This is a genomic window from Buttiauxella sp. 3AFRM03 (genome assembly GCF_003675305.1).
Taxonomy (GTDB): domain Bacteria; phylum Pseudomonadota; class Gammaproteobacteria; order Enterobacterales; family Enterobacteriaceae; genus Buttiauxella; species Buttiauxella ferragutiae.
This window is the reverse complement of sequence record NZ_CP033076.1, coordinates 4569954-4592576: the sequence shown is the minus strand read 5'-3', so window position 1 is coordinate 4592576 and position 22623 is coordinate 4569954. Positions and strand designations below refer to the sequence as shown.

Genomic DNA, 22623 nt, shown 5'->3' with positions numbered 1-22623 from the left:
AATTCCTTACGCGTTACCCTTAATATTACGTCGTAATTCAGCAGCAAAATCGAGCATTCGATTTAAAGGCACCAGTGCGCCCTCACGCAACGCAGCATCAACATGAATCTCATGTTCTGCTCCACCCTGCTCCAGCCCTTCAGCGATGGCTTTAAGGCCGTTCATCGCCATCCACGGGCAATGTGCACAAGTACGACAGGTTGCGCCTTCACCTGCGGTAGGCGCTTCAAACAATTCTTTATCCGGACATGCCTGCTGCATTTTGTAGAAAATACCGCGGTCAGTGGCCACGATCAGTTGTTTATTTGGCAACGTTTGAGCGGCGGCGATGAGCTGACTGGTTGAACCGACAGCATCTGCCAAATCCACTATGGCTTGCGGCGATTCGGGGTGTACCAGAATAGCGGCATCCGGATAGAGTGCTTTCATGCGCGTTAGCGCCTGGGTTTTAAACTCGTCATGTACAATACATGCCCCCTGCCAACACAACACGTCTGCGCCAGTTTGCTTCTGTACATAACTTCCCAGATGTTTATCCGGTGCCCAAATAATTTTCTCGCCAAGACTGTCGAGATGCTCAATTAATTCGACTGCAATACTCGATGTCACGACCCAATCAGCACGCGCTTTTACCGCTGCGGAAGTATTAGCATAGACCACCACTGTGCGATCAGGATGTTGATCGCAGAAGGCGTTAAATTCTTCGATTGGGCAGCCGAGATCCAAAGAGCACTCGGCGTTCAGCGTTGGCATCAGGATAGTTTTTTCTGGGCTCAGGATTTTCGCGGTTTCACCCATGAAGCGAACCCCTGCCACCAACAACGTGGTAGCAGGATGATTTGCTCCAAAACGTGCCATCTCGAGGGAGTCAGAAATGCAACCGCCAGTCTCTTCAGCCAGAGCCTGGATTTCGGGGTCGGTATAGTAGTGAGCCACCATCACAGCATTCCGCTCTTTCAGCAGACGCTTGATTTTCTCACGGTAAAATTGCTTTTCATCCGCGCTCAAAGGCTGTGGTTTAGGTGGGAAGGGATAAATTGCTGTTTCTGGATCGAACATTACGCTCATAGTGCTTTCTCGTTTGCCTGACTTAACCAAATTAGCACTATTCTGATAAAGACTGACCAGAAATGGCTAAGGTTGTTTTATATGCTAAACAAGATAGCGAATTATAGGTGAATTGTCGTGGGGAATTTATTTTCAACTCGGAATTGCAGATAGCAAAAAGGCGCCTTTGGTGGGGCGTGCAGGATATCACTCGCCTTATCCAGAGACTCGCCCTTCGGGTCACCGCAAGCGGTGATGCAAAATCGTTCCCGACGATTTTGTCGAATCTGCTGCAGCTTCGAACCCAGCACGAAAAAGATCGAGCCTTAGAAACAACAAAAGCGCCCTGAAGGCGCTTTTGTCTGAATTTGGTGGGGCGTGCAGGATTCGAACCTGCGACCAATTGATTAAAAGTCAACTGCTCTACCAACTGAGCTAACGCCCCGAATGGTGGGTGATGACGGGCTCGAACCGCCGACCCCCTCCGTGTAAAGGAGGTGCTCTACCAACTGAGCTAATCACCCAAACTTCGGTACTACTTTAAAAATTGGTGGGGCGTGCAGGATGACTCGGCCTTTGGCCTCACCCTTCGGGTCGTTGCTAAAACAACGCTGTTTCGCTTTCGCTCAACTCGAACCTGCTGCAGGTTCAAACCCTTCACGACTCACTGACTTCGCACTACATCCATAATTGGTGGGGCGTGCAGGATTCGAACCTGCGACCAATTGATTAAAAGTCAACTGCTCTACCAACTGAGCTAACGCCCCGCAATGCGGTTTACTACTTCTTCAAACTCTTCACGACTCACTGACTTCGCACTACATCCATAATTGGTGGGGCGTGCAGGATTCGAACCTGCGACCAATTGATTAAAAGTCAACTGCTCTACCAACTGAGCTAACGCCCCGCAATGCGGTTTACTGCTTCTTCAAACTCTTCACGATTCACTTACTTCGTACTGCTTCGAAATTGGTGGGGCGTGCAGGATTCGAACCTGCGACCAATTGATTAAAAGTCAACTGCTCTACCAACTGAGCTAACGCCCCAATTTCGTGTCACTTTCGGTTTGTTTGATATCCCTTGGCAACGGCGGCATATATTACTGATTTAAGATTTTGACGCAACAAGAATTTCGATCAAGATCACCTAATGGCTCGCGTTTCGTTCGGCTTGACCAGAAAAACAGCAATATCTGGTCAGGCCGCACTCACTACATCGCATTCAGACGTTTTTGCGCCTGCTTTGCGCCGTCGGTATTTGGGAACTGTTTGATCACTTGTTGGTAGACAGCTTTCGCTTTGGCGGTATCGCCTTTGTCTTGCATGATCACACCGACTTTAAACATTGCATCCGGGGCCTTAGGAGATTTTGGGTAATTTTTCACCACAGAAGCAAAATAAAACGCCGCATCATCCTTTTTCCCCTTGTTGTAATTCAACTGACCGAGCCAATAATTTGCATTTGGCTGATAAGTTGAATCTGGGTACTTCTTAATAAAACTTTGAAATGCAGCAATAGCTTCGTCCTGGCGGGACTTATCCTGCACCATGGCAATAGCTGCATTGTAGTCACTGTTAGCGTCACCACCTTGCGCAGGGGCTGCTGCTGCAGGTGTCTGAGCTGCCGCACCGGCATCAGGTGTTGCCGCTGCAGCGGCACCCTGATCGGTACTGCCTGCCGCTTGTCCTGCCGCAGCACCACTGCCGAGACTGTCAATCTGCAATAAAATTTGCTTCTGACGCTCCACAACCTGATTCAACTGGTACTGGTTTTCCTGAATTTGACCACGCAGGGAATCAATATCATTTTGGTTATCAGAGAGTTGTTGCTGAAGTTGGGTTAAGAGTTGACTGTGAGCGTTAGAAATACGCTCGAGTTGAGTGACACGGTCTTCGACCGAGCCTGAGCCGACACTACTGATTGGCGCCTGAGCAGTAGCGGCCCAGGGGGCCGCTATGCCAACCAGTAACGACAGACTCAACAAGTGATGTCTGAGGTTACTGTTCATACTGTTCTCTTAGTAAACCAGAACGGCACGACGGTTTTTAGCGTAAGCCGCTTCGTCATGACCCAGTACTGCTGGTTTTTCTTTACCGTAAGAAACGATGGAGATCTGGTCTGCAGAAACGCCTTTACCTTGCAGGTACATCTTAACAGCGCTAGCACGACGCTCACCCAGGGAAATGTTGTATTCCGGAGTACCACGTTCGTCCGCATGACCTTCTACAGTCACTTTGTAAGATGGGTTGCTACGCAGGAAGTTAGCGTGCGCATCCAGCATTGCAGCGAATTCAGAAGAAACATCATATTTGTCCAGACCGAAGTATACGATGTTGTTCTGTTGCAGCTGTTGCATCTGCAGGCGAGCCTGTTCTTCAGATGACATGTTGCCATTGCTACCGTTAGCGTCCATACCAGTGCCGGCGCCCAGCATACCTTCGCCGCTCTCGTTGTTGGCGCTCTTGTTAGAACTACACGCAGCGATTGCCATAACAGGCAGTGCCAGCATCAGCCCTTTCAGCACTTTGTTCAGTTGCATTTCTTTGATCCTTTAATATTTTATTATCACAGATACGGCGACCAGGCAGGGAATTTAACCTGACCATCGGTTGCCGGAAGACGCGCTTTGAAACGCCCATCTGTTGAGACCAGATTCAGCACAGATCCCATCCCCTGAGAAGAGCTGTAGATTACCATCGTGCCGTTAGGTGCCAGACTTGGCGTTTCATCCAGGAACGTTGACGATAAAGTTTGTACGCCACCCGCTACCAGATCCTGTTTGGCGATATGTTGTTGCCCACCATTGGAGCTCACCATCACCATAAACTTACCGTCGGAACTCACATCGGAATCCTGGTTCTGAGAACCTTCCCAGGAAATACGTTGTGGAGCACCGCCATTTACATTCACTTTGTAAATCTGAGGACGACCAGCCTGATCTGAGGTGTAAGCCAGGTTCTGGCTATCCGGGAACCAGGTTGGTTCAGTGTTATTGCTACGTCCATCAGTCACCTGACGAATCTGGCCAGAGCCAATATCCATTACATACAGGTTCAAGCTACCGGTTTTCGACAATGCGAACGCCAGTTTGCTGCCATCTGGAGAGAAGGCTGGCGCACCGTTATGACGTGGGAAAGAAGCTACCTGACGCACTGCGCCATTTGCCAGAGTCTGGATAACCAGCGCTGAACGGCCACTTTCAAACGTTACATAAGCCAGTTTGCTACCATCTGGAGACCAGGCTGGTGACATCAACGGCTGCGGAGAACGGTGAACCACAAACTGGTTGTAGCCATCGTAATCAGACACGCGCAGTTCGTATGGGAACTGGCCGCCGTTAGTCTGCACAACGTAAGCGATACGCGTACGGAATGCACCTTTGATACCTGAAAGCTTCTCAAACACTTCGTCGCTGGCGGTATGACCGGCATAGCGAAGCCACTGTTTGTTCACTTTGTAGGAGTTCTGAGCCAGTACAGTACCCGGTGCGCCAGAGGTATCAACCAACTGGTAAGCAACGGTATAGCTGCCATCACCGTTTGGTGTGACCTGGCCGACGACAACGGCATCAATACCCAGAGCGGTCCACGCTGCCGGTTGCACTTCCTGGGCGGAGCCAGGCTGCTGCGGTAAACGTGAACGATCCAATGGATTGAATTTGCCACTGTTACGTAAATCAGCAGCAACGATGCCACCAATATCTTCTGGTGCAGCACCTGGGCCTGCCCATTTGAACGGCGCAACACCAATTGGACGTGCTGAGTCAACCCCTTGGGTTATCTCAATACGAACTTCTGCGTGCAGTACTGCTGCCCACAGCATTAAAAAACTTAATGCAACTCGAAATGCCTGCTTCATCATATCTCCCTTATCTGGACCCACAGCCCACGATAATTTAGCAGAATGTTAACAAACTCAAATACACAAAACTACCAAAACTCTGTGACACAGCCTGGTTAGTTTTCCCCACTTTCGCGAGGAAAATTTTACTATGGCTTAAAGTCGATAGGCGCGTTTTTGAAAACTTCATAAACGTCCTGGCTAGGCGGTTTCGGAATCTTCGCCAGTCGTGCCGCCGCAATGGCAGCCTGACAAAGTGCCGGATCGCCACCTTCTGATTTGATATCAAGTAATAGGCCATCAGGAGCCAGTTTTATGCGCAATGTGCAAGTCTTGCCGCTAAAGGCAGGATCCTGGTAAAACTTGCTTTCAATTGCTGCTTTTATCTGCCCTGCGTAACCATTGATCTCAGCACCAGTAGCGCCATTTTTTTTATTATTCCCTTTTCCGGCAGCCGCAGCGCTATTACCTTGCGCCCCAGCACCCGTTTTCGGTGCATTCTTACCTGAGCTCAGGTCGCCGAACAGATCGTCAACGCCTGCAGCTGCTGCTTTATCGGCAGCGGCCTTATCAGAAGCTGCTTTTTTCTTAGCATCCGCAGCGGCTTTCTTATCAGAAGCGGCTTTTGCAGCAGCAGCCTTTTCAGCCGCGGCTTTATCCGACGCCGCTTTTTCTGCAGCGGCAGTTGCTGCAGCTTCTTTTTTGGCAGCCTCAGCAGCGGCTTTCTTCTCTGCATCTTGCTGAGCTTTCTTCGCTGCTTCTTCCGCAGTTTTCTTCTCAGCTTCTTGCTGCGCTTTTTTAGCCGCAGCCACAGCTACTGCAGCAGCTTTCTTCTCAGCATCAGCCGCTTTTTTAGCAGCCTCTTCAGTCGCTTTCTTCTGTGCATCCGCAGCCGCTTTCTTCGCTGCGTCTTCCGCAACCTTCGCCTGAGCATCAGCTTGAGCTTTGGCATCTGCTTTAGCTTTCGCTGCCGCGGCTTCTGCTTGTTTCTGTTGCTCTTGCGCTTCTTTGGCTGCTTCTTGCGCTTGTTTCTGCTGTTCTGTTTGCTGCTTCGCTTGTTCCTGCGCTTCCAGGCGTTCTTTCTCCAGAGCTTTCAGACGCTGTTGTTCAGCAGCCTGTTTTTCCTGAAGTTCTTCAGCCTGTTGTTGCGCTTGTTTCTCGCGTTGCTCTGCTGCACGTTTGCTACTCGCCTGCTGTTGCTGTTCACGATTGTACTGCTGAACAACTGCACCTGGGTCGACCATGACCGCGTCAATAGCCGAACCCCCACCGCCACCAGCACTACTGGCGTCGATGTTCTCGTCAAACGAACTCCAAATCAGGACTGCAACCAAAATGATATGCAGGATCACTGAGACGATTATCGCGCGCTTGAGCTTATCGTTTTCTATGGTTGCCTTTGACACTATCGGTTCCCAAATATCGCGAGATGGATCAGATTGGCTGCGTCATCAGACCGACGGATTTCACCCCTGCACTATGCAGCAGGTTAAGCGCCTTGATGATTTCCTCGTAAGGAACATCTTTAGCACCACCGATCAAAAAGACCGTTTTTGGATTTGCCTGTAAACGACGTTGTGCTTCCGCAACAACCTGCTCAGACGGCAACTGGTCCATACGATCTTTCTCAACCACCACGCTGTACTGCCCTACCCCGGACACTTCAATAATGACCGGCGGTTCATCATTACTGCTTACCGTTTGCGAATCTGTCGCATCAGGTAAATCAACCTCAACGCTTTGCGTGATAATAGGAGCCGTTGCCATAAAAATGAGCAACAACACTAACAGCACGTCTAGCAGAGGAACGATGTTAATTTCGGACTTTAATTCCCGACGACCACGCCCACGTCCACGTCTGGCCATGACTTACCCCTTACTGCTTATCGCTGCTGGTAAAAGCCTGACGGTGCAGGATAGCCGTGAACTCTTCCATGAAGTTGTCGTAATTCAATTCCAGTTTGTTCACACGTTGGTTCAGGCGGTTATACGCCATAACCGCAGGGATTGCAGCAAACAGGCCGATTGCGGTTGCAATCAGAGCTTCTGCGATACCTGGCGCAACCATCTGTAGGGTTGCTTGTTTTACCGCACCGAGTGCGATAAAGGCATGCATGATCCCCCAAACCGTACCAAACAGGCCGATGTATGGGCTGATGGAACCGACCGTTCCGAGGAATGGAATGTGCGTTTCAAGCGTTTCCAGCTCACGGCTCATGGAAATACGCATGGCACGAGATGCCCCTTCGACGACCGCTTCCGGCGCATGTGTGTTAGCACGGTGCAGTCGGGCAAACTCTTTAAAGCCTGAATAGAAAATTTGTTCAGAGCCAGCAAGATTGTCACGGCGGCCCTGGCTTTCTTGATAAAGACGGGACAATTCAATGCCCGACCAGAACTTATCTTCAAACGCTTCTGCTTCACGAGTAGCAGCATTGAGGATTCGCGTACGCTGAATAATGATTGCCCATGATGCAATGGAAAAACCAATCAAAATCAACATGATAAATTTGACCAGAAGGCTAGCCTTCAGGAACAAATCAAGGATATTCATGTCAGTCACTGCTTGAACTCCGCGACAATAGACTTGGGAAGCGCACGAGGCTTCATTGAGAGAAGATCAACACAAACGATCAGGACCTCAGCTTCATTGAGTACCCTGCCATCGGCATTGACTATTCGCTGCGTAAACACCAAAGATGTGCCACGCATTGATGTAATTTCACTTTGGATTTCGAGTAAATCGTCGAGTCGGGCAGGCGCAAGATAATCCACTGTCATCTTGCGTACGACGAAGGCGATGCTCGCTGCCAACAAATCCTGCTGGTTAAAGTGGTGTTGGCGCAGCATCTCTGTGCGTGCTCTTTCATAAAAAGCAACATAACTGGCGTGGTATACCACACCACCGGCGTCAGTATCTTCGTAGTAGACACGAACCGGCCATCGAAACAACGTTGTACTCACTTTACATCCCGGTAATGCAATTAAACGTTGCTACTATACGCAAGAGGATGGGGGTTGGGAATGGGTAGCACTAAACGTTAGGTAAATATTTATGGGCTTGTTAATGCCCATAAATATTAAGGAAAAATCTTAGCGGTTAAAGAAGCATCAGAAGAAGAAAATAGCCAATCCGGCCAGCAAAACTACTTGCGCAGGTAACGGGCTAAAAACGCCCTGCCACAGCACTTTGCGCGGGCGAAAGCCCACGCCATGTATCACACCGGTGCACACCGCCCACATCAGCAAAAAACCATGCCAGATTTCCAGACCACTGGTTTTCGCTGCGAAACGTGACGGGTCCCAAAACATACATCCGGCCAGAACTAATGCCATGATCAAGGAAAGAGCCCTTAAAGGGCTCTTATCCATTACCGCATACAACTTTGCGATAATTCCGTCCATTAATGTTCTTCTTTACCCGCTTTAGCAGCTTCTACGTGCTCAAGTGCCAGGGCGGTAATGATGCCGAAAGCACAAGCCAGCAGCGTCCCCAGAATCCATGCAAAGTACCACATAATCAGCTCCTTACTTAGTACAGAGAGTGGGTGTTGCTTTCGATATGCTCTTTGGTGATTCGACCGAACATTTTCCAGTAACACCAGATGGTGTAGATGAGAACGATCGGCACAAATACCGCAGCAACAAAGGTCATCACGTTCAGCGTCAGCTGGCTGGATGTTGCATCCCACATGGTCAGGCTAGCGTTCAGCATGGTGCTCGAAGGCATCACGAACGGGAACATCGCCACACCAGCAGTCAGAATCACACAAGCCAGAGTCAGTGAGGAGAACAGGAATGCCATCGCACCTTTATCCAGACGGGACATCAACACAGTCAACAGCGGCAATACCACACCCAACGCAGGGATGAGCCACAGAATCGGCATGTTATTGAAGTTCACCATCCAGGCACCCGCCTGACGTGCCACTTCTTTAGTCAACGGATTCGATGCTGCGTGGTGGTTCAACTCTGAAGTCACAACGTAGCCATCGATACCGTAGATTACCCAAACACCCGCCAGTGCAAAGCACACCATCATCACCAGCGCTGAGATTTGCGCCGCCGCTTTGGTACGCAGATGTAGTTCACCTACGGTACGCATTTGCAGGTAAGTTGCCCCCTGAGCAAGAATCATCGATACGCTCACGACACCTGCCAACAGGCCAAACGGATTCAGCAACTGGAAGAAGTTACCGGTGTAGTACAGGCGCAGATATTCATCAACGTGGAACGGCACGCCTTGCAGCAAGTTGCCGAACGCCACACCGATAACCAACGGCGGCACGAAGCTACCGATGAAAATGCCCCAGTCCCACATACCACGCCAGCGCATGTCTTCAATCTTCGAACGGTAGTCAAAACCTACCGGACGGAAGAACAATGAAGCCAGCACCAGAATCATCGCTACATAGAAGCCGGAGAACGCAGCCGCGTAAACCATCGGCCAGGCAGCAAATAGCGCACCACCTGCGGTAATGAGCCATACCTGGTTACCGTCCCAGTGAGGGGCGATGGAGTTCACCATGATGCGGCGTTCAACGTCATTACGGCCAATGATGCGGGACAGCATACCTACGCCCATATCAAAGCCATCGGTGACTGCAAAACCAATCAGCAGAATGCCAACCAGCAGCCACCAGATAAAACGCAATACTTCATAATCGATCATTTGACGACTCCTGTCTTAGCGTGCCGGCTGAGAAGCCACATTGGACTGCTCAAAGTGATAGCGACCTGTTTTCAGACTGCTCGGCCCAAGGCGAGCAAATTTGAACATCAGGAACAGTTCCGCCACCATAAACAGCGTGTAAAGGCCGCAAATCAGTACCATGGAGAAGATCAGATCGCCCACGGTCAGAGAGGAGTTGGCAACCGCAGTCGGCAATACCTCACCAACAGCCCATGGCTGACGACCGTATTCAGCAACAAACCAGCCAGATTCAATCGCAATCCACGGCAGTGGGATACCATACAGCGCAGCGCGCAGCAGCCACGTTTTCGAGCCGATGGCATTACGCGTTACGGTCCAGAAGGAAGCCGCAATGATGAACAGCATCAGGAAGCCACAACCCACCATGATACGGAATGCAAAGTACAGCGGAGCAACACGTGGAATCGAGTCTTTGGTTGCTTTCTGAATCTGATCTTCCGTCGCATCAGCAACATTCGGGGTATAGCGTTTCAGCAGCAAGCCATAACCCAGGTCTTTCTTGACGGACTCAAAGTTATCGCGAACGGCCTGGTCTTTCGAACCAGCACGAAGTTGTTCCAGCAGGCTATAAGCCTTCATGCCATTACGAATACGCTCTTCGTGTTGCACCATAAGGTCTTTCAGACCGATAACCGGTGTATCCACTGAGCGAGTGGCAATGATGCCCAGCGCGTAAGGAATTTGAATTGCGAAGTGGTTTTCTTGCTTATCCTGATCCGGGATACCAAACAGCGTAAAGGCTGCCGGAGCCGGTTGAGTTTCCCACTCGGCTTCAATGGCAGCCAGCTTGGTTTTCTGCACATCACCCATTTCGTAACCAGACTCATCACCCAGCACGATAACAGACAGGATTGCCGCCATACCGAAGCTTGCAGCGATGGCAAATGAACGTTTCGCAAATGCGACGTCACGGCCTTTGAGCAAGTAGTAAGAACTGACACCGAGGATGAACATCGCACCGCACACGTAGCCAGAAGCCACGGTGTGAACGAATTTAACCTGAGCAACCGGGTTCAGTACCAGTTCGGAGAAGCTCACCATCTCCATACGCATGGTTTCGAAATTGAAGTCGGAAGCAATTGGGTTCTGCATCCAGCCGTTGGCGACCAGAATCCACAGAGCAGAAAGGTTGGAGCCAAGAGCCACCAGCCAGGTTACCGCCATGTGTTGAACTTTACCCAGGCGATCCCAACCAAAGAAGAACAGACCTACAAAGGTGGATTCAAGGAAGAACGCCATCAGACCTTCGATGGCCAGCGGGGCACCAAAAATGTCACCCACGTAGTGTGAGTAGTAAGACCAGTTTGTGCCGAACTGGAACTCCATGGTTAAACCAGTGGCCACACCCAAAGCAAAGTTGATACCAAACAACTTGCCCCAGAACTTGGTCATATCTTTATAAATTTGCTTACCTGACAGAACGTACACGGTTTCCATAATGGCCAACAGGAACGCCATACCGAGCGTTAGTGGCACAAACAGAAAGTGGTACATCGCGGTCAAGGCAAACTGTAAGCGCGACAGTTCGACAATATCAAACATCTTGACTCCTTGCTCTTCGCATGAAGACTCCGACCGTGGTTCGCCGTAGGGAAAACCACAACGCATGCCCTAATACAAAAACATTCGCTTCCAGACTTCATCCCTCCGTCATTTTATTTACATGTAACGAAGAAAGATGAAAGGTTACAAACACGTTAATAAAAACCAAAAATAATCCGCAAATATATTACCCTGCAATTTCCCTACGATAAACAGGTAATTGCTTAGTGTTATTTACGTTTCTCGACAGCGATCAATTTATAGCGAAAATGTCGTCTTACCGCCATCTTGATCTGCAACAATTTACGCCCTTTTCCACACCATTTGCTAGTTTTACATATTGATCTAGCGCAATTTTCCCTTCTTTTGTTAATTTAGTTTCTCATTGAGCTTAATGGTAAACCCATTGTTAATGATGTGTTTTATAAAACACACCGTCGTTAATGAAAGGATGATATCTATAAACAAAAGTTATTTATTTGAAGCCAGGTTTGGAAATTAAACTTTCACGAAGTAGTGACGTATTGTGTTAATCACCTCACGGTATTTCTCTGAATTCGTTTCTTTTCTGGCTTTAAATTAACAAATATTTCACCTTTAATAATTATTAATTTAACAAAACATTATTTTTGATAGGGTTAGCAGGTCGTGATGAAGTCAAAAAAAACAAAAAAGCCACGTAAAAACGTGGCTTTAAAACACCGATGATGACAATGAAACTATCTTGAGCGGTCTGGTGCCAGGCTAAATGTGCGTGACTGGCAAGGTTGAAGCCGCGCAAAGTGCCCTGCCCTTTCTGATTGTTGTTGCAACGGATTTTCATCCATTCCTGTTTCCATCCACCCCACGACAGGCAGTGTGCAAGCCACCATGCCTTCCCCACAATGCTGCTCATCAGGGTTAAAAATACGCATAATCAACTCATCACGATCTTCGGCTTTTTTGAGTGCACTGAGCATACAACCGACTGAAGGCATCGTAAGCAGGCTAAATGTGCCCGGTGTGGAAAAATCTGCCCGGTTAAGCTTCATCGCATCAAACGGAATTTTGTTATAGCACTGAACCGGTGTCAGCCAGGTACGAGCGTGCTGAGCAATGCCCGCAGTCGTTGGCGAACCGCAAAATGCCATCAGACTAAAGCGACAGCATAATTTTCCGCGCAGTTGTGAATCAGGCGTTGGCAGTTTGATACCTGATGGCCTTCCTGGGCGTAATACCAGTTCTTCTTTACCTAATACTCCTACCGAACGGAATAACGTCAGTGCGAAAGTGTCTTTTCTCTCACCGACGATTTCAAATTCACGCAGCCCGTCAGTAAACAGAGCCACTCCATTCTTACCGTCATGCAATGCAGCGTAATTCAACAAATTCCACACCGGGATTGGCGCTTCTTTCCAGCCTTCCTCCTGCCAGTTTTGCATTGCCACATCCTCTACCGGACGCGTGATAGTGCCGAATTGGTTATCCGCCAGCACCGTTGACGAGGCAAATGGCGTTGGGATCAGGACTCGCACACGATGATCGCAGGCCTGGTTATCAAGGCACATTTCGATATCAATGCGGCGGCTGTGATGCGCCAGCGTAACGTGGCATTCCACATCCAGATAACCGCTAGTTTGCCGTTGAGCCCGTTGTTGCAGATTATCAGGCAGCACCATGCGCAATTTCAGCGTTGCGATGCTTTGCCAGGCTTCATGCTTCACCTCACACTGGTGAGCACTTTCTGTCGAGTAAATCAGCCACTCCTCTTTGGCAGGTGAGTAATCGTACTCATCGCCATCATCTGACCCCTCTTCCAGCTGCAAAACCTGGTCGTAACTCAGCCCACTTTGCTTATCGGTAATATACAGCGTGCCGTTTTGATTGAGATTGATACGATAGAAATTGTTTTCCAACAGCGCTTCACCCGCTTCAGGCAGTACACGTTGCAGTCCTGGTTTTTGCCCTTCAACATACAACGTGCAATACCCCATCGCAGGCAGTACCTGGTTGAGCTGAATATCGTATTCCATGAAGGGATCGTAATTGCCGTAATGGACGATTTGCCTGTCGACCAGTCCTGGGTCAATTTCCCGCGCTTCGCGAATGAAGTATTCCACTTCATTGCCATGTTCATCTTTCAGGGAAAACTCACGGGCACGGATACGAATCGTGGTGTTAATCACCTCTTCGCGTGGATAAGGCATCATGTTGAAAAATGTCAGCTTATCGGCACTTGTTGTCGGCATATTGTCGACAATTTTACGCATATAAAAACGAATCAAATTTTCAGCCATGTCGTCCGCCAGCACAAAGCGGGTCATGATTTCCTGATGCACCTTATCGCTACAGCAGCAACCGATGCTGTCGTGAGCGTGGTTTTTGAGGATTTCTTTCCACATTTTCTCCAGCAGGCCGTGGTGATACTCAAAACCTAGTGACCAAGCGATAGACGCCAGCGGCTCAAGAATATTGACGATTTTGTTTTCAATCTGCGCATGAGCAATTTTGATATCCATGCGAGTAGAGCTGATAGTGCGGTGCACTCGCATGTACTTACCATCAATGAACTCCCCTTCCAGCGTGGCAAGTTTGTCGCGTAACGCTTCAATTTTTTCGAATACGTCTTCATAGCGGCTCATGACAAATTCACGTTGCGGGTAAATCTCGCGCAGTTTATCGATAACCGCGAAGATATTTTGTTGCAGTGGCATTTGGTCATGCCCGTTTGGCAGCAAGATTTCCTGCGTGGCGGAAGCGTTTTCCAGCACCTCAAAATAACTGTCGAGGCGTTTACGCAGGCCGACTTCATCTTCTGGCAAATATTTACCAATCGCATAACCCAACGGCAGTACCTGAGTGACCACTTCACTGCCGTCTTTGCTTTTCCATAAGAATTCGGTTCGGTCTGTTCCGTGACGCTCGGAACAACCTCGCCAGAACATCGCGCGTTTAATACCAAAGCCGTTAAAAATATGCGGCAGTTGTGCCGACATCCCAAACGAATCGGGCAAATAACCAATCTTCATCGACTCGCCAAACGCCATGCAATCACGCATGCCGTACATCAGGTTGCGCACAATCGACTCACCAGAAACAATGGTGGTGTCAGTTTGCGTATACCACGGGCCGATAATCAGCTTGCCCGCTTCTACCATCGCTTTAACACGTGCTTTATTTTCCGGCTTAATCGCGAAGTAATCTTCCAGTACCGCCGTTTGTCCATCGAGCACGTAATATTTATAGTCAGGGTCACACTCAAGGCGTGCCAGAATCTCCTCCATGTTATTAATCAACAGGATGCGGGATTCCTCAGTGGTGAAATACCATTCACGGTCCCAATGCATATGGGGAGTAATATGAACACGAGATACAGCTTTCATTCTTGTTTGCCTTACTTCTGAGTGATTACGATAGAGCGCTTTCTGGGGAATATTTGCCCTGCTTAACGGCGTGCTTACGCCACAAAATCAATACCGATGTTGAAATGACCGTGCCAACCAATGCCGCACCGAACCATCCCGCAGCGGCAGTCAGGCCACTGAAGTCACCGGAATGCAGCAGGAATAAAGAAAAGATGCCCGCACCCGGTGTCGATAAGCCAATATTCATCGCACCAACCATCGCACCAGTGACTACCGATCCCACCAGGAAGGAACCAATCACACGGATCGGATCTTCAATTGCCATTGGGATCGCGCCTTCGGTGATCCCTGCCAGCCCGAGCAACCAGGTTGATTTACCGGTTTCAATCTCAAAATCTTTGAAAAGACGAGGAGCGATTAACGTAGAAGCGGTGACCGTAAAGGCCGATACCATTTTGACCGAGGCGAAAATGGCGTATGGGCCAAACACCCCGTTCGCCATCGCGCCGAGACAAAATGCGTATGAAGCCTTATTCACCGGGCCGCCGAGGTCAAACGAACACATAAAGCCGATAATTGCGCCCAGCAATAAGGCATTGCTGCCGGATAATCCGTTCAACCAGTGGGTGAGCGAAGTGTTGAGCCACGCAACAGGTTCGCCAATGACAAACAGCATCAGGCTGCCCGCGACCAGCGTGCCAATCACCGGATAGAGATAGAAGGTTAAAAAGCCGTTGAAGTTAGGGCTGAGGCGAATGTGTTTTTTCACCCAGCGCATCAGGTAGCCTGCGATTAAGCCACCCACTACCCCACCGAGAAAACCAGAACCAATCATGTTGGCCGCAAGGCCCGCTGCAAAACCAGGCCCGAGCGCGGGTTTATCAGCCAAAGAGTAAGCGGTATAAGCCGCCAGAACCGGCACCATCAGCGTGCCCAGCATTCCGCCGCCAAGTTTGCGGTACATCCACAACCACGAGTTTTCGAGTTCGAACAAATGCTGCAAACCAAAAATCTGCGCCAGCAAAACAGCGACCGCTAACACGGTGCCACCGGCAACAATCAGCGGAACGGCAAAAGAAATGCCGCTGAGTAGCGCCTGCTTTAACTCAGTTTTAAAACCTGGTGTGGATTGCGTTTCATCTTGCTGTTGCAGGCGCTCATCAGAAATGGGTTCCAGCGCCAGCGCCTGCTGCAAAATGCGCTCGGCGTGTTTAATCGGTTCGGCAACAGGGGTACGAATAGCAGGAATACCTTTGAAGCGTTCGGCTTCTTTAATTGCCACTTCTGCCGCAAACACGCAGGCATGTGCCTGATTAATCTGCCGGGCCGTTAACCGCCCTTCAACGCCGTTCGCCCCTTGCTTTTCGACGTAAACATTGATGCCAAGCTTACGCCCGGCTTTTTCCAGATATTCAGCCGCCATATAAGTATGAGCAATCCCTGCCGGACAAGCGGTTACACAAACAATGGTCGGGCGTGTTGTATCTTCATCCCGCGCCACACTTTCTGGCTCACTATTTAGCAACGCCATAAACTCATTCACCGTCGTGGCACGCATCGCTTTCTCGCGCACCTCGTCATCCACCAATGCAGTGGTCAACGCGGTCAGAAGCTGCATATGTGTTGATCCAGCCTCCCCTTCAGGGATTGCCAGCAAGAAGATCATCTGTACCGACTCCAGCCCGTCGATTCCTTCCCAGTCAATCGGTGACGCCAGCGTCGCGGCAGCAAAAGCCGCTTCTTTTACGGCATTCGTTTTACCGTGAGGGACTGCCAGCCCTTCGCCCAAAGCGGTTGGACCTTGCGCTTCTCGGGAAAATACTTCGGCCAGGAATTGCTCCAGATTATGTAATTTCCCCAATGCCGCCAGTTGGCCTGCCATGGCACGAATCGCATCATCACGGCTGTTAAACGTGGTTTGCAGCGTGATCAAATCCGGGTGAGTTAACGCCGTCAGCTTCATTATTTCCTCGTCGGGAATGAGTTTTGATGTTGCGCAGTGTATCGATATAAATAATACCTTTATGTGATCAATTTAACCTTATCGATAATTTGTATTTAATTTGTATTAATACTTATCGATTAACAGCTGCCATGATTGGGGCTATCATCTGGTGAGATTTCTAACGTTCTAAGAGGACTATGTGGTGGGTAAAAAACCGATGTACCGTCAGATTGCCGATGCTATCCGCTTGCAGGTGGAAAACGGTGAATTGAAAGCGGGTGACGCACTGCCCACAGAATCAGCGCTTCAGGCACAGTTTGCGGTGAGCCGGGTGACTGTCCGTCAGGCGCTCAAACAACTCACCGAACAGCAAATCATCGAGAGCATTCAAGGCAGCGGTTCATACGTTAAAGAGGAAAAGGTCAATTACGACATTTACCAGTTGACCAGCCTCTATGAAAAACTGGCCGACAGAAATGTCGAAACCCACAGCGAAGTGCAGATTTTTGAAGTTACTAAAGCGGATGACATTCTGGCCGCCCACCTGCAACTGGCGGTCGACGACAAAGTCTGGCATGTGAAACGCGTGCGTTTCATTAAACAGAAACCCGTTACGCTGGAAGAAACTTGGATGCCACTCACGCTGTTCCCCGATCTCACCTGGGAGGTGATGGAGAATTCGAAATATCACTTCATCGAGAACGTGAAGAAGATGGTTATCGACCGCAGCGAACAAGAGATAATTCCGGTGATGCCATCTGAAGACGTCGTTAAAGCGTTGGGAGTTGATGCCAGCAAACCGGTTCTGGAAAAGGTGTCGCGTGGCTATTTAAGGGACGGACAGGTGTTTGAGTTCAGCCGTAACGTATTCAAAAGTGACGATTACAAATTTACGTTAGTGGCGCGGCGTAAGCATTAAATTTGTTAAAGCCCTTCCACTTATTTCCCTCATATTATTTCCCTCATAGCATCATTGAATTCACTACATCAAATGGTGCTATAAACAGCAATCAGTGAGCAAGAGCGCATTCGTATGCAAACTGTGGAATCGATTTGGGTCTGAATGACTTCATCACTCAAAGGGTGGCAATGCTGAAAATAACAATGATGATATTGCGTTTAATTCACAACACGAATCCCTTCATCACACCTATCCATGAAATCAATTAATTAATTGATATATAGAATATATATTTACACGCCCTCTGATTTTCAACCTAAAAAGTTGATGTCTTTCACATAATAAAAAACCAGACAGATTATTCTTCTCCCCCTGTTCACGGTGTTTATTCTTTGCCCGCTACGGCGTTGATGTCGTCCGCAGGCAAGCGCCTGAAGCCAATCAATTTTCAGTTCATGTAAACAGAAGGATTTGTGTATGACCGGTAAACCCGCGGCACGGATGGGTGACATGACGGCAACGGGCGGCCCGATAGTTCAGGGCTCCCCAGGGGTGATGATTGGCGCACCAACCGGGGTGGCCTGCTCGGTGTGCCCGGGCGGCAGAACCTCCGGCCACCCGGTGAACCCGCTGCTGGGGGCCAAGGTGCTGCCCGGTGAAACCGACCTTGCCCTGCCGGGGCCGCTGCCGCTGGTGCTTTCCCGTACCTACAGCAGTTATCAGACCCGGACGCCGGCACCGGTGGGCGTGTTTGGCCCCGGCTGGAAAGCGCCTTTTGATGTGCATCTGCAGATACGCGATAACGCCCTGATACTCAATGACAACGGCGGCAGAAGCCTGCACTTTACTCCGTTGTTTCCGGGGGAGGTGGCGCTCAGCCGCAGTGAATCCCTCTGGCTGGCGCGGGGGGGCGTGGCCGCCCTGCAGGATAACCACCCGCTGTATGCCCTCTGGCGGGCACTCCCGGAAGACCTTCGCCTGAGCCCCCATCGCTACCTCGCCACCAGCAGCCCGCAGCGGCCGTGGTGGGTGCTCGGCGGGTGTGAGCGCATCCCCGGCGTCGACGAGGTGCTGCCCGCGCCGCTGCCGCCGTACCGGATACTGACCGGACTGGTGGATAATGTCGGGCACAGGATGACCTTTCACCGTGAGGTTGCCGGTGAATTCAGCGGTGACATCACCGGTGTCACCGATGGCGCAGGCCGCCGCTTCCGGCTGGTGCTGACCACACAGGCACAGCGCGCAGAACAGGCCCGGAAACAAAAACAGCCGCTTTTCCCGGAGGCGTTGCCCGCCACCGGTTACGGCACCGACACCGGCGTGCGCCTGGCGGAAGTGTGGCTCACCCGTGACCCGCTTTACCCGGATAACCTGCCGGCTGAGCCGCTGGTGCGCTATCACTATTCCCCGCGGGGCGAGCTGGCCGGGGTGGACGACCGCAGCGGCACCGCCGTGCGCGGCTTCACGTATGATGCACTGCATTCCGGAAGGATGGTGGCGCACCGTTACGCCGGTCGCCCGGAGATGCGTTATGTCTATGACGCTGACGGGCGGGTGACGGAGCAGCGCAACCCCGCTGGCTTAAGCTACACCTACCGCTATGAGCAGAATCGCGTCACCACCACCGACAGCCTGAACCGCCGCGAGGTGCTGCACACCGACGGTGAAGGCGGCATGAGACGGGTGGTCAAACAGGAATTTGCCGACGGCAGCCTCACCCGCAGCGAGTTCGATCCGGCCGGCAGACTGGTGGCGCAGACGGATGCGGCGGGACGCACAACGCAGTACCGGCTGAGCCCCGGCAGCGGCCAGCTGACGGAGACCGTCGCCCCGGATGGCCGCCGCACGGCGTTTTACTACAACCGCCAGCAGCAACTGACCAGCACGGTTCACCCGGACGGACTGAAAAGCCGGCGTGACTATGATGAGCACGGCAGGCTGACCGGCGAAGTGCAGCGGGACGGCAGTGTGACGCGTTATGGTTATGATGATCCGCACAGCGAATATCCCACCACCCGCGACGATGCCACCGGCAGCCGCCAGATGAGCTGGAGCCGCTACGGCCAGCTTCTGACGTACACCGACTGCTCGGGCTATGAAACCCGCTATGAATATGACCGGTTCGGGCAACTGAGTGCCGTGCATCAGGAAGAAGGCCTCAGCCGCTACCGGACTTACGATGCGCGCGGCCGGCTGGTCAGTCAGCAGGACGCGCAGGGCAGGCAAACGCGTTATGAATACAACGTCGCCGGCGACCTCACCGCCGTGATGTCCCCGGACGGCAGTCGTACCACCACGGCGTATGATGCGTGGGGTAACGTGGTCAGCACCACCCAGGGCGGGCTGACACGCCGGATGGAGCACGACCCGGCCGGGCGTGTCACGGCACTGATAAACGAGAACGGTGCCACCACCACCTTTGGGTACGATGTGCGGGACCGGCTGACGCAGGAAACGGGCTTTGACGGCAGAACGCAGCGTTACCACTACGGCCCCACCGGGCAGCTCATCCGCAGCGAAGATGAACAGCTCATCACGCACTGGCATTACGATGAGGCAGACCGCCTGACACACCGCACGGTGAATGACGAACCGGCAGAACAGTGGGGCTACAACGAACGGGGCTGGCTGGCGGATATCAGCCATCTCAGCGCCGGACAGCAGGTGGCGGTTCACTACGCTTACGACAGCCGGGGGCGGCTTATCAGTGAGCGCCAGACGGTGCATGATCCGGCAACGCAGGCGCTGCTCTGGCAGCACGAGACAAAACAGGCCTACAGTGAGCAGGGGCTGATGAACCGGTTTAAGCCGGATAACCTGCCGCCGGTGGCGTGGCTGACCTACGGCAGCGGGTATCTGGCAGGCATGAAGTTCGGTGACTCGCCGCTGATGGACTTCACCCGTGACCGCCTGCACCGCGAGACACAGCGCACCTTCGGGGGTTATGAACTGACGACGGCCTGGACCCCCGCCGGGCAGTTACAGCACCATCACCTGAGCCTCCCTCAGCTTAACCGCGATTACGGCTGGAATGCAGACGGGCAGCTGACCGGTATCCGTGGGGCGCATGAGCAGCGCGATTACCGGTATGACGGGGCCGGACGGTTACTCAGCACCCAGATAACCTCCGCGCAGCATACGCTGTCGCAACTGAGCCTGAGCGACCCGGCGGGCAACCGGGTGGCGGACAGGAAGGCCTTCCCGGCACTGCCGCAGAGCTGGCCGGCTAACCGCATCAGCGAAGATGCGCACTGTTTTTACCATTACGACGGGCATGGCAGGCTGACGGAAAAGGACGAACGGCGCATCCACCCGCGCGGCAGCATCACGCACCACTACGGCTATGACCACCAGCACCGGCTGACGCATTACCGCCGGATGCAGAACGGTCACCTGCTGACGGAGGGCCGTTATGCTTATGATCCGCTGGGCCGCCGCATCCGCAAACAGGTGTGGCAGGGTGAGGCATATGATGGCGGCTGGTACGTGCCGACAGAGCCGGCGGAAAGCGTGTGGTACGGCCAGGAGGGCGACCGGCTGACCACCACGCAGACGGATAAATCGCGTATCCAGACGGTGTACCTGCCGGGGAGTTTTACGCCCCTGCTGCGGGTGGAGACGGCGACAGCCGCGCTGAGCACCACCACCCGCCGCACGCTGGCGGAGAAACTGCAGCAGGACGCGGGGCTGGTGCTGATGCCGGAGCTGGTGACGCTGCTGGATAACCTGGAGCGGGAGCTGCGCAGCGGCCAGCTCAGTGACCAGAGCCGCCAGTGGCTGACGCAGTGCGGGCTGAGCGTGGAGCAGATGGAAAAGCAGCTGGAGCCGGAACACACCCCGGAGAGAAAAATCCATCTTTACCACTGTGACCACCGGGGACTGCCGCTGGCGCTGATTGACGAAGAAGGAGCGATAGCCTGGCAGGCCGAATACGATGAATGGGGCAATCAGCTGACAGAAGAAAACCCGCATCATCTGCAACAACTCATTCGTCTGCCGGGCCAGCAGGCTGATGAAGAGACAGGATTGTATTACAACCGCCACCGTTATTATGACCCGCAACAGGGGCGGTATATTACCCAGGATCCTATTGGGTTGAGGGGTGGGTGGAATTTATATAAATATACGAATAATCCAGTGCAGGAGGTTGATCCACTGGGTTTAATTGCATTTGTAATACCTGCTGCGCTCGCAGGTATTGACTGGCTAATGGTAAGTAGTGCTGCTGCTGGGGGAGCGGTTCTGGCGACATCAGGTGATAGTCAGAGGGAACTATCACGCACGTCTAAGGAAGAAACTCAGGCACAATTGGAATATGAAGCATATAAATATCGCTGCGAGCAGAAACCAAACGATGGTTTAAGTAAATGTGTTGCAGCTTTGACTAACCAAAAGCGTTGGGAGGACTGTGCGCGTATGAGGCAAGAATGGGATGACAAATGGGCACCAGGAAAGCATAATTCACAAATAAACGAAGTTATTAATGCATTGCGTAGATCTGCTAATGATGTTAAACGCTATTGTAGGCCTTCGAGCAAATGAAAAATTTCTATTCTGATGATGTTCCAGATTTTTTCTTAAAACCTAAAAATTATCATTTTAAGTCTAAATTACTTCAAACATATCCAATAAATTATGCTGCATCTTGTGGTGATGTTGACACTGTAAAAAAACTTATTAGATTAGGTGTTGATGTTAACTCACCAGAAGAACAGGACTATACTGCATTGCATGAAGCTGCTTCTAAAGGGTATCTAGATATTGTTAAAATTTTGGTAAAGCAAGGTGCTGATATTGAGTTTAAAAATAAATTTGGTAAAACAGCATTAGAGCTTGCAGAGTCAAAAGGGGAAACTGCCATTGTACAATGGCTATCTGAGTTTAAAAAAAATTCTTCCCTGTTGGATTTGGAAAAATTGCTCCAACGATATCAAATGGAGGAGCTATTTATCGGGGAGGAAATGAGTGTAAATTCTATATCTGAATATGGTGAGTATCCAATCCATATAGCGACTAAAAGAAAAAACAAACCTGAAATGATATGTTTACTACACAATGGTGCAAATATTGATTCGGTAACAGATGATGGATATTATTTTACTGCACTTCATTACTCTATCGGGTTACAAGATTTTAACATGATGAGATTTTTATTAAATTCAGGTGCAAATTTCAATCAGAATGTTGGCTCTAGGTATACACCTTTAGATTTGTCAATCATGATGGGAGATAAGAAATTAATTTTTTACCTTTATAGCTTTATAACCAGAGATCAACTTTAAATTTAATT

Annotated in this window: 17 protein-coding genes, 5 tRNA genes and 1 other RNA gene; 3 read left to right on the top strand and 20 right to left on the bottom strand. The window is 51.0% G+C overall.

The window, feature by feature from the left end; translation table 11 throughout:
• Window positions 1-6 precede the first annotated feature (6 nt).
• The 20 genes from nadA to mngA form a co-directional block, all read right to left on the bottom strand.
• Window positions 7-1068, bottom strand: coding sequence for a quinolinate synthase NadA (gene nadA, locus D8682_RS22900; RefSeq protein WP_064544897.1), 1062 nt, complete (start codon window positions 1066-1068; stop codon window positions 7-9).
• A gap of 348 nt (window positions 1069-1416) precedes the next feature.
• Window positions 1417-1492, bottom strand: a tRNA-Lys gene (locus tag D8682_RS22895).
• A gap of 3 nt (window positions 1493-1495) precedes the next feature.
• Window positions 1496-1571 (bottom strand) — tRNA-Val (locus D8682_RS22890).
• A 24-nt stretch (window positions 1572-1595) separates the two neighbouring features.
• Window positions 1596-1722, bottom strand: a non-coding RNA gene (locus tag D8682_RS22885) — RtT sRNA.
• A 16-nt stretch (window positions 1723-1738) separates the two neighbouring features.
• A tRNA-Lys gene (locus D8682_RS22880) sits at window positions 1739-1814 on the bottom strand.
• Between the two features lie 64 nt (window positions 1815-1878).
• A tRNA-Lys gene (locus tag D8682_RS22875) sits at window positions 1879-1954 on the bottom strand.
• 63 nt (window positions 1955-2017) lie between these two features.
• Window positions 2018-2093, bottom strand: a tRNA-Lys gene (locus D8682_RS22870).
• Window positions 2094-2257: 164 nt separating this feature from the next.
• Complete coding sequence (gene cpoB / locus D8682_RS22865) at window positions 2258-3055, bottom strand: cell division protein CpoB (protein WP_064544888.1); 798 nt, start codon at window positions 3053-3055, stop codon at window positions 2258-2260.
• Window positions 3056-3064: 9 nt separating this feature from the next.
• Window positions 3065-3586 carry a peptidoglycan-associated lipoprotein Pal gene (pal, locus tag D8682_RS22860; protein ID WP_064544887.1) on the bottom strand — a complete coding sequence of 174 codons (522 nt, stop codon included), beginning with the start codon at window positions 3584-3586 and terminating at the stop codon, window positions 3065-3067.
• Window positions 3587-3612: 26 nt separating this feature from the next.
• Window positions 3613-4905 (bottom strand): Tol-Pal system beta propeller repeat protein TolB, encoded by a 1293-nt coding sequence (tolB, locus tag D8682_RS22855; RefSeq protein WP_064544885.1) that lies wholly within the window; start codon window positions 4903-4905, stop codon window positions 3613-3615.
• Between the two features lie 131 nt (window positions 4906-5036).
• The gene (gene tolA / locus D8682_RS22850) at window positions 5037-6293 is read right to left on the bottom strand and encodes a cell envelope integrity protein TolA (RefSeq protein ID WP_064544883.1); all 1257 of its coding nucleotides are present in this window, start codon (window positions 6291-6293) and stop codon (window positions 5037-5039) included.
• A gap of 28 nt (window positions 6294-6321) precedes the next feature.
• Window positions 6322-6753, bottom strand: a complete 432-nt coding sequence (gene tolR / locus D8682_RS22845) for a colicin uptake protein TolR (protein ID WP_064544880.1) — start codon at window positions 6751-6753, stop codon at window positions 6322-6324.
• A gap of 10 nt (window positions 6754-6763) precedes the next feature.
• The gene (gene tolQ / locus D8682_RS22840) at window positions 6764-7450 is read right to left on the bottom strand and encodes a Tol-Pal system protein TolQ (RefSeq protein ID WP_072009447.1); all 687 of its coding nucleotides are present in this window, start codon (window positions 7448-7450) and stop codon (window positions 6764-6766) included.
• Window positions 7447-7851 (bottom strand): tol-pal system-associated acyl-CoA thioesterase, encoded by a 405-nt coding sequence (gene ybgC, locus D8682_RS22835; protein ID WP_064544878.1) that lies wholly within the window; start codon window positions 7849-7851, stop codon window positions 7447-7449. The genes tolQ and ybgC overlap by 4 nt, the downstream gene beginning before the upstream one ends.
• Window positions 7852-7998: 147 nt before the next feature.
• Window positions 7999-8292, bottom strand: a complete 294-nt coding sequence (gene ybgE / locus D8682_RS22830; RefSeq protein ID WP_121815201.1) for a cyd operon protein YbgE — start codon at window positions 8290-8292, stop codon at window positions 7999-8001.
• Window positions 8292-8405, bottom strand: a complete 114-nt coding sequence (cydX, locus tag D8682_RS22825; RefSeq protein ID WP_064544874.1) for a cytochrome bd-I oxidase subunit CydX — start codon at window positions 8403-8405, stop codon at window positions 8292-8294. Before cydX ends, ybgE begins: the two co-directional genes overlap by 1 nt.
• Window positions 8406-8419: 14 nt before the next feature.
• Complete coding sequence (gene cydB, locus D8682_RS22820) at window positions 8420-9559, bottom strand: cytochrome d ubiquinol oxidase subunit II (protein WP_121815200.1); 1140 nt, start codon at window positions 9557-9559, stop codon at window positions 8420-8422.
• Between the two features lie 15 nt (window positions 9560-9574).
• Window positions 9575-11143, bottom strand: a complete 1569-nt coding sequence (cydA, locus tag D8682_RS22815) for a cytochrome ubiquinol oxidase subunit I (RefSeq protein WP_064544870.1) — start codon at window positions 11141-11143, stop codon at window positions 9575-9577.
• 719 nt (window positions 11144-11862) lie between these two features.
• A complete protein-coding gene (mngB, locus tag D8682_RS22810) occupies window positions 11863-14505 on the bottom strand; it encodes a mannosylglycerate hydrolase (RefSeq protein ID WP_121815199.1) in 2643 nt (880 codons plus the stop codon).
• A 25-nt stretch (window positions 14506-14530) separates the two neighbouring features.
• Window positions 14531-16450 (bottom strand): PTS 2-O-a-mannosyl-D-glycerate transporter subunit IIABC, encoded by a 1920-nt coding sequence (gene mngA / locus D8682_RS22805; RefSeq protein WP_121815198.1) that lies wholly within the window; start codon window positions 16448-16450, stop codon window positions 14531-14533.
• A gap of 184 nt (window positions 16451-16634) precedes the next feature.
• Between mngA and D8682_RS22800 the strand changes: the two genes are divergently transcribed.
• From D8682_RS22800 to D8682_RS22790, 3 genes are all read left to right on the top strand, one after another.
• Window positions 16635-17351 (top strand): GntR family transcriptional regulator, encoded by a 717-nt coding sequence (locus tag D8682_RS22800; RefSeq protein WP_162303043.1) that lies wholly within the window; start codon window positions 16635-16637, stop codon window positions 17349-17351.
• A 459-nt stretch (window positions 17352-17810) separates the two neighbouring features.
• Window positions 17811-21875, top strand: a complete 4065-nt coding sequence (locus tag D8682_RS22795; protein WP_162303042.1) for an RHS element core protein — start codon at window positions 17811-17813, stop codon at window positions 21873-21875.
• The gene (locus tag D8682_RS22790) at window positions 21872-22615 is read left to right on the top strand and encodes an ankyrin repeat domain-containing protein (RefSeq protein ID WP_121815197.1); all 744 of its coding nucleotides are present in this window, start codon (window positions 21872-21874) and stop codon (window positions 22613-22615) included. The genes D8682_RS22795 and D8682_RS22790 overlap by 4 nt, the downstream gene beginning before the upstream one ends.
• The last annotated feature ends 8 nt before the right edge of the window (window positions 22616-22623 follow it).

What these genes read in the sequence shown, in the direction of transcription:
- tolR (WP_064544880.1), bottom strand. Translation starts at nt 6,753, where the DNA reads ATGGCCAGACGTGGACGTGGGCGTGGTCGTCGGGAATTAAAGTCCGAA.
- cydB (WP_121815200.1), bottom strand. Translation starts at nt 9,559, where the DNA reads ATGATCGATTATGAAGTATTGCGTTTTATCTGGTGGCTGCTGGTTGGC.
- mngA (WP_121815198.1), bottom strand. Translation starts at nt 16,450, where the DNA reads ATGAAGCTGACGGCGTTAACTCACCCGGATTTGATCACGCTGCAAACC.
- D8682_RS22795 (WP_162303042.1), top strand. Translation starts at nt 17,811, where the DNA reads ATGACCGGTAAACCCGCGGCACGGATGGGTGACATGACGGCAACGGGC.
- cpoB (WP_064544888.1), bottom strand. Translation starts at nt 3,055, where the DNA reads ATGAACAGTAACCTCAGACATCACTTGTTGAGTCTGTCGTTACTGGTT.
- tolB (WP_064544885.1), bottom strand. Translation starts at nt 4,905, where the DNA reads ATGAAGCAGGCATTTCGAGTTGCATTAAGTTTTTTAATGCTGTGGGCA.
- ybgE (WP_121815201.1), bottom strand. Translation starts at nt 8,292, where the DNA reads ATGGACGGAATTATCGCAAAGTTGTATGCGGTAATGGATAAGAGCCCT.
- cydA (WP_064544870.1), bottom strand. Translation starts at nt 11,143, where the DNA reads ATGTTTGATATTGTCGAACTGTCGCGCTTACAGTTTGCCTTGACCGCG.
- mngB (WP_121815199.1), bottom strand. Translation starts at nt 14,505, where the DNA reads ATGAAAGCTGTATCTCGTGTTCATATTACTCCCCATATGCATTGGGAC.
- pal (WP_064544887.1), bottom strand. Translation starts at nt 3,586, where the DNA reads ATGCAACTGAACAAAGTGCTGAAAGGGCTGATGCTGGCACTGCCTGTT.
- cydX (WP_064544874.1), bottom strand. Translation starts at nt 8,405, where the DNA reads ATGTGGTACTTTGCATGGATTCTGGGGACGCTGCTGGCTTGTGCTTTC.
- D8682_RS22790 (WP_121815197.1), top strand. Translation starts at nt 21,872, where the DNA reads ATGAAAAATTTCTATTCTGATGATGTTCCAGATTTTTTCTTAAAACCT.
- nadA (WP_064544897.1), bottom strand. Translation starts at nt 1,068, where the DNA reads ATGAGCGTAATGTTCGATCCAGAAACAGCAATTTATCCCTTCCCACCT.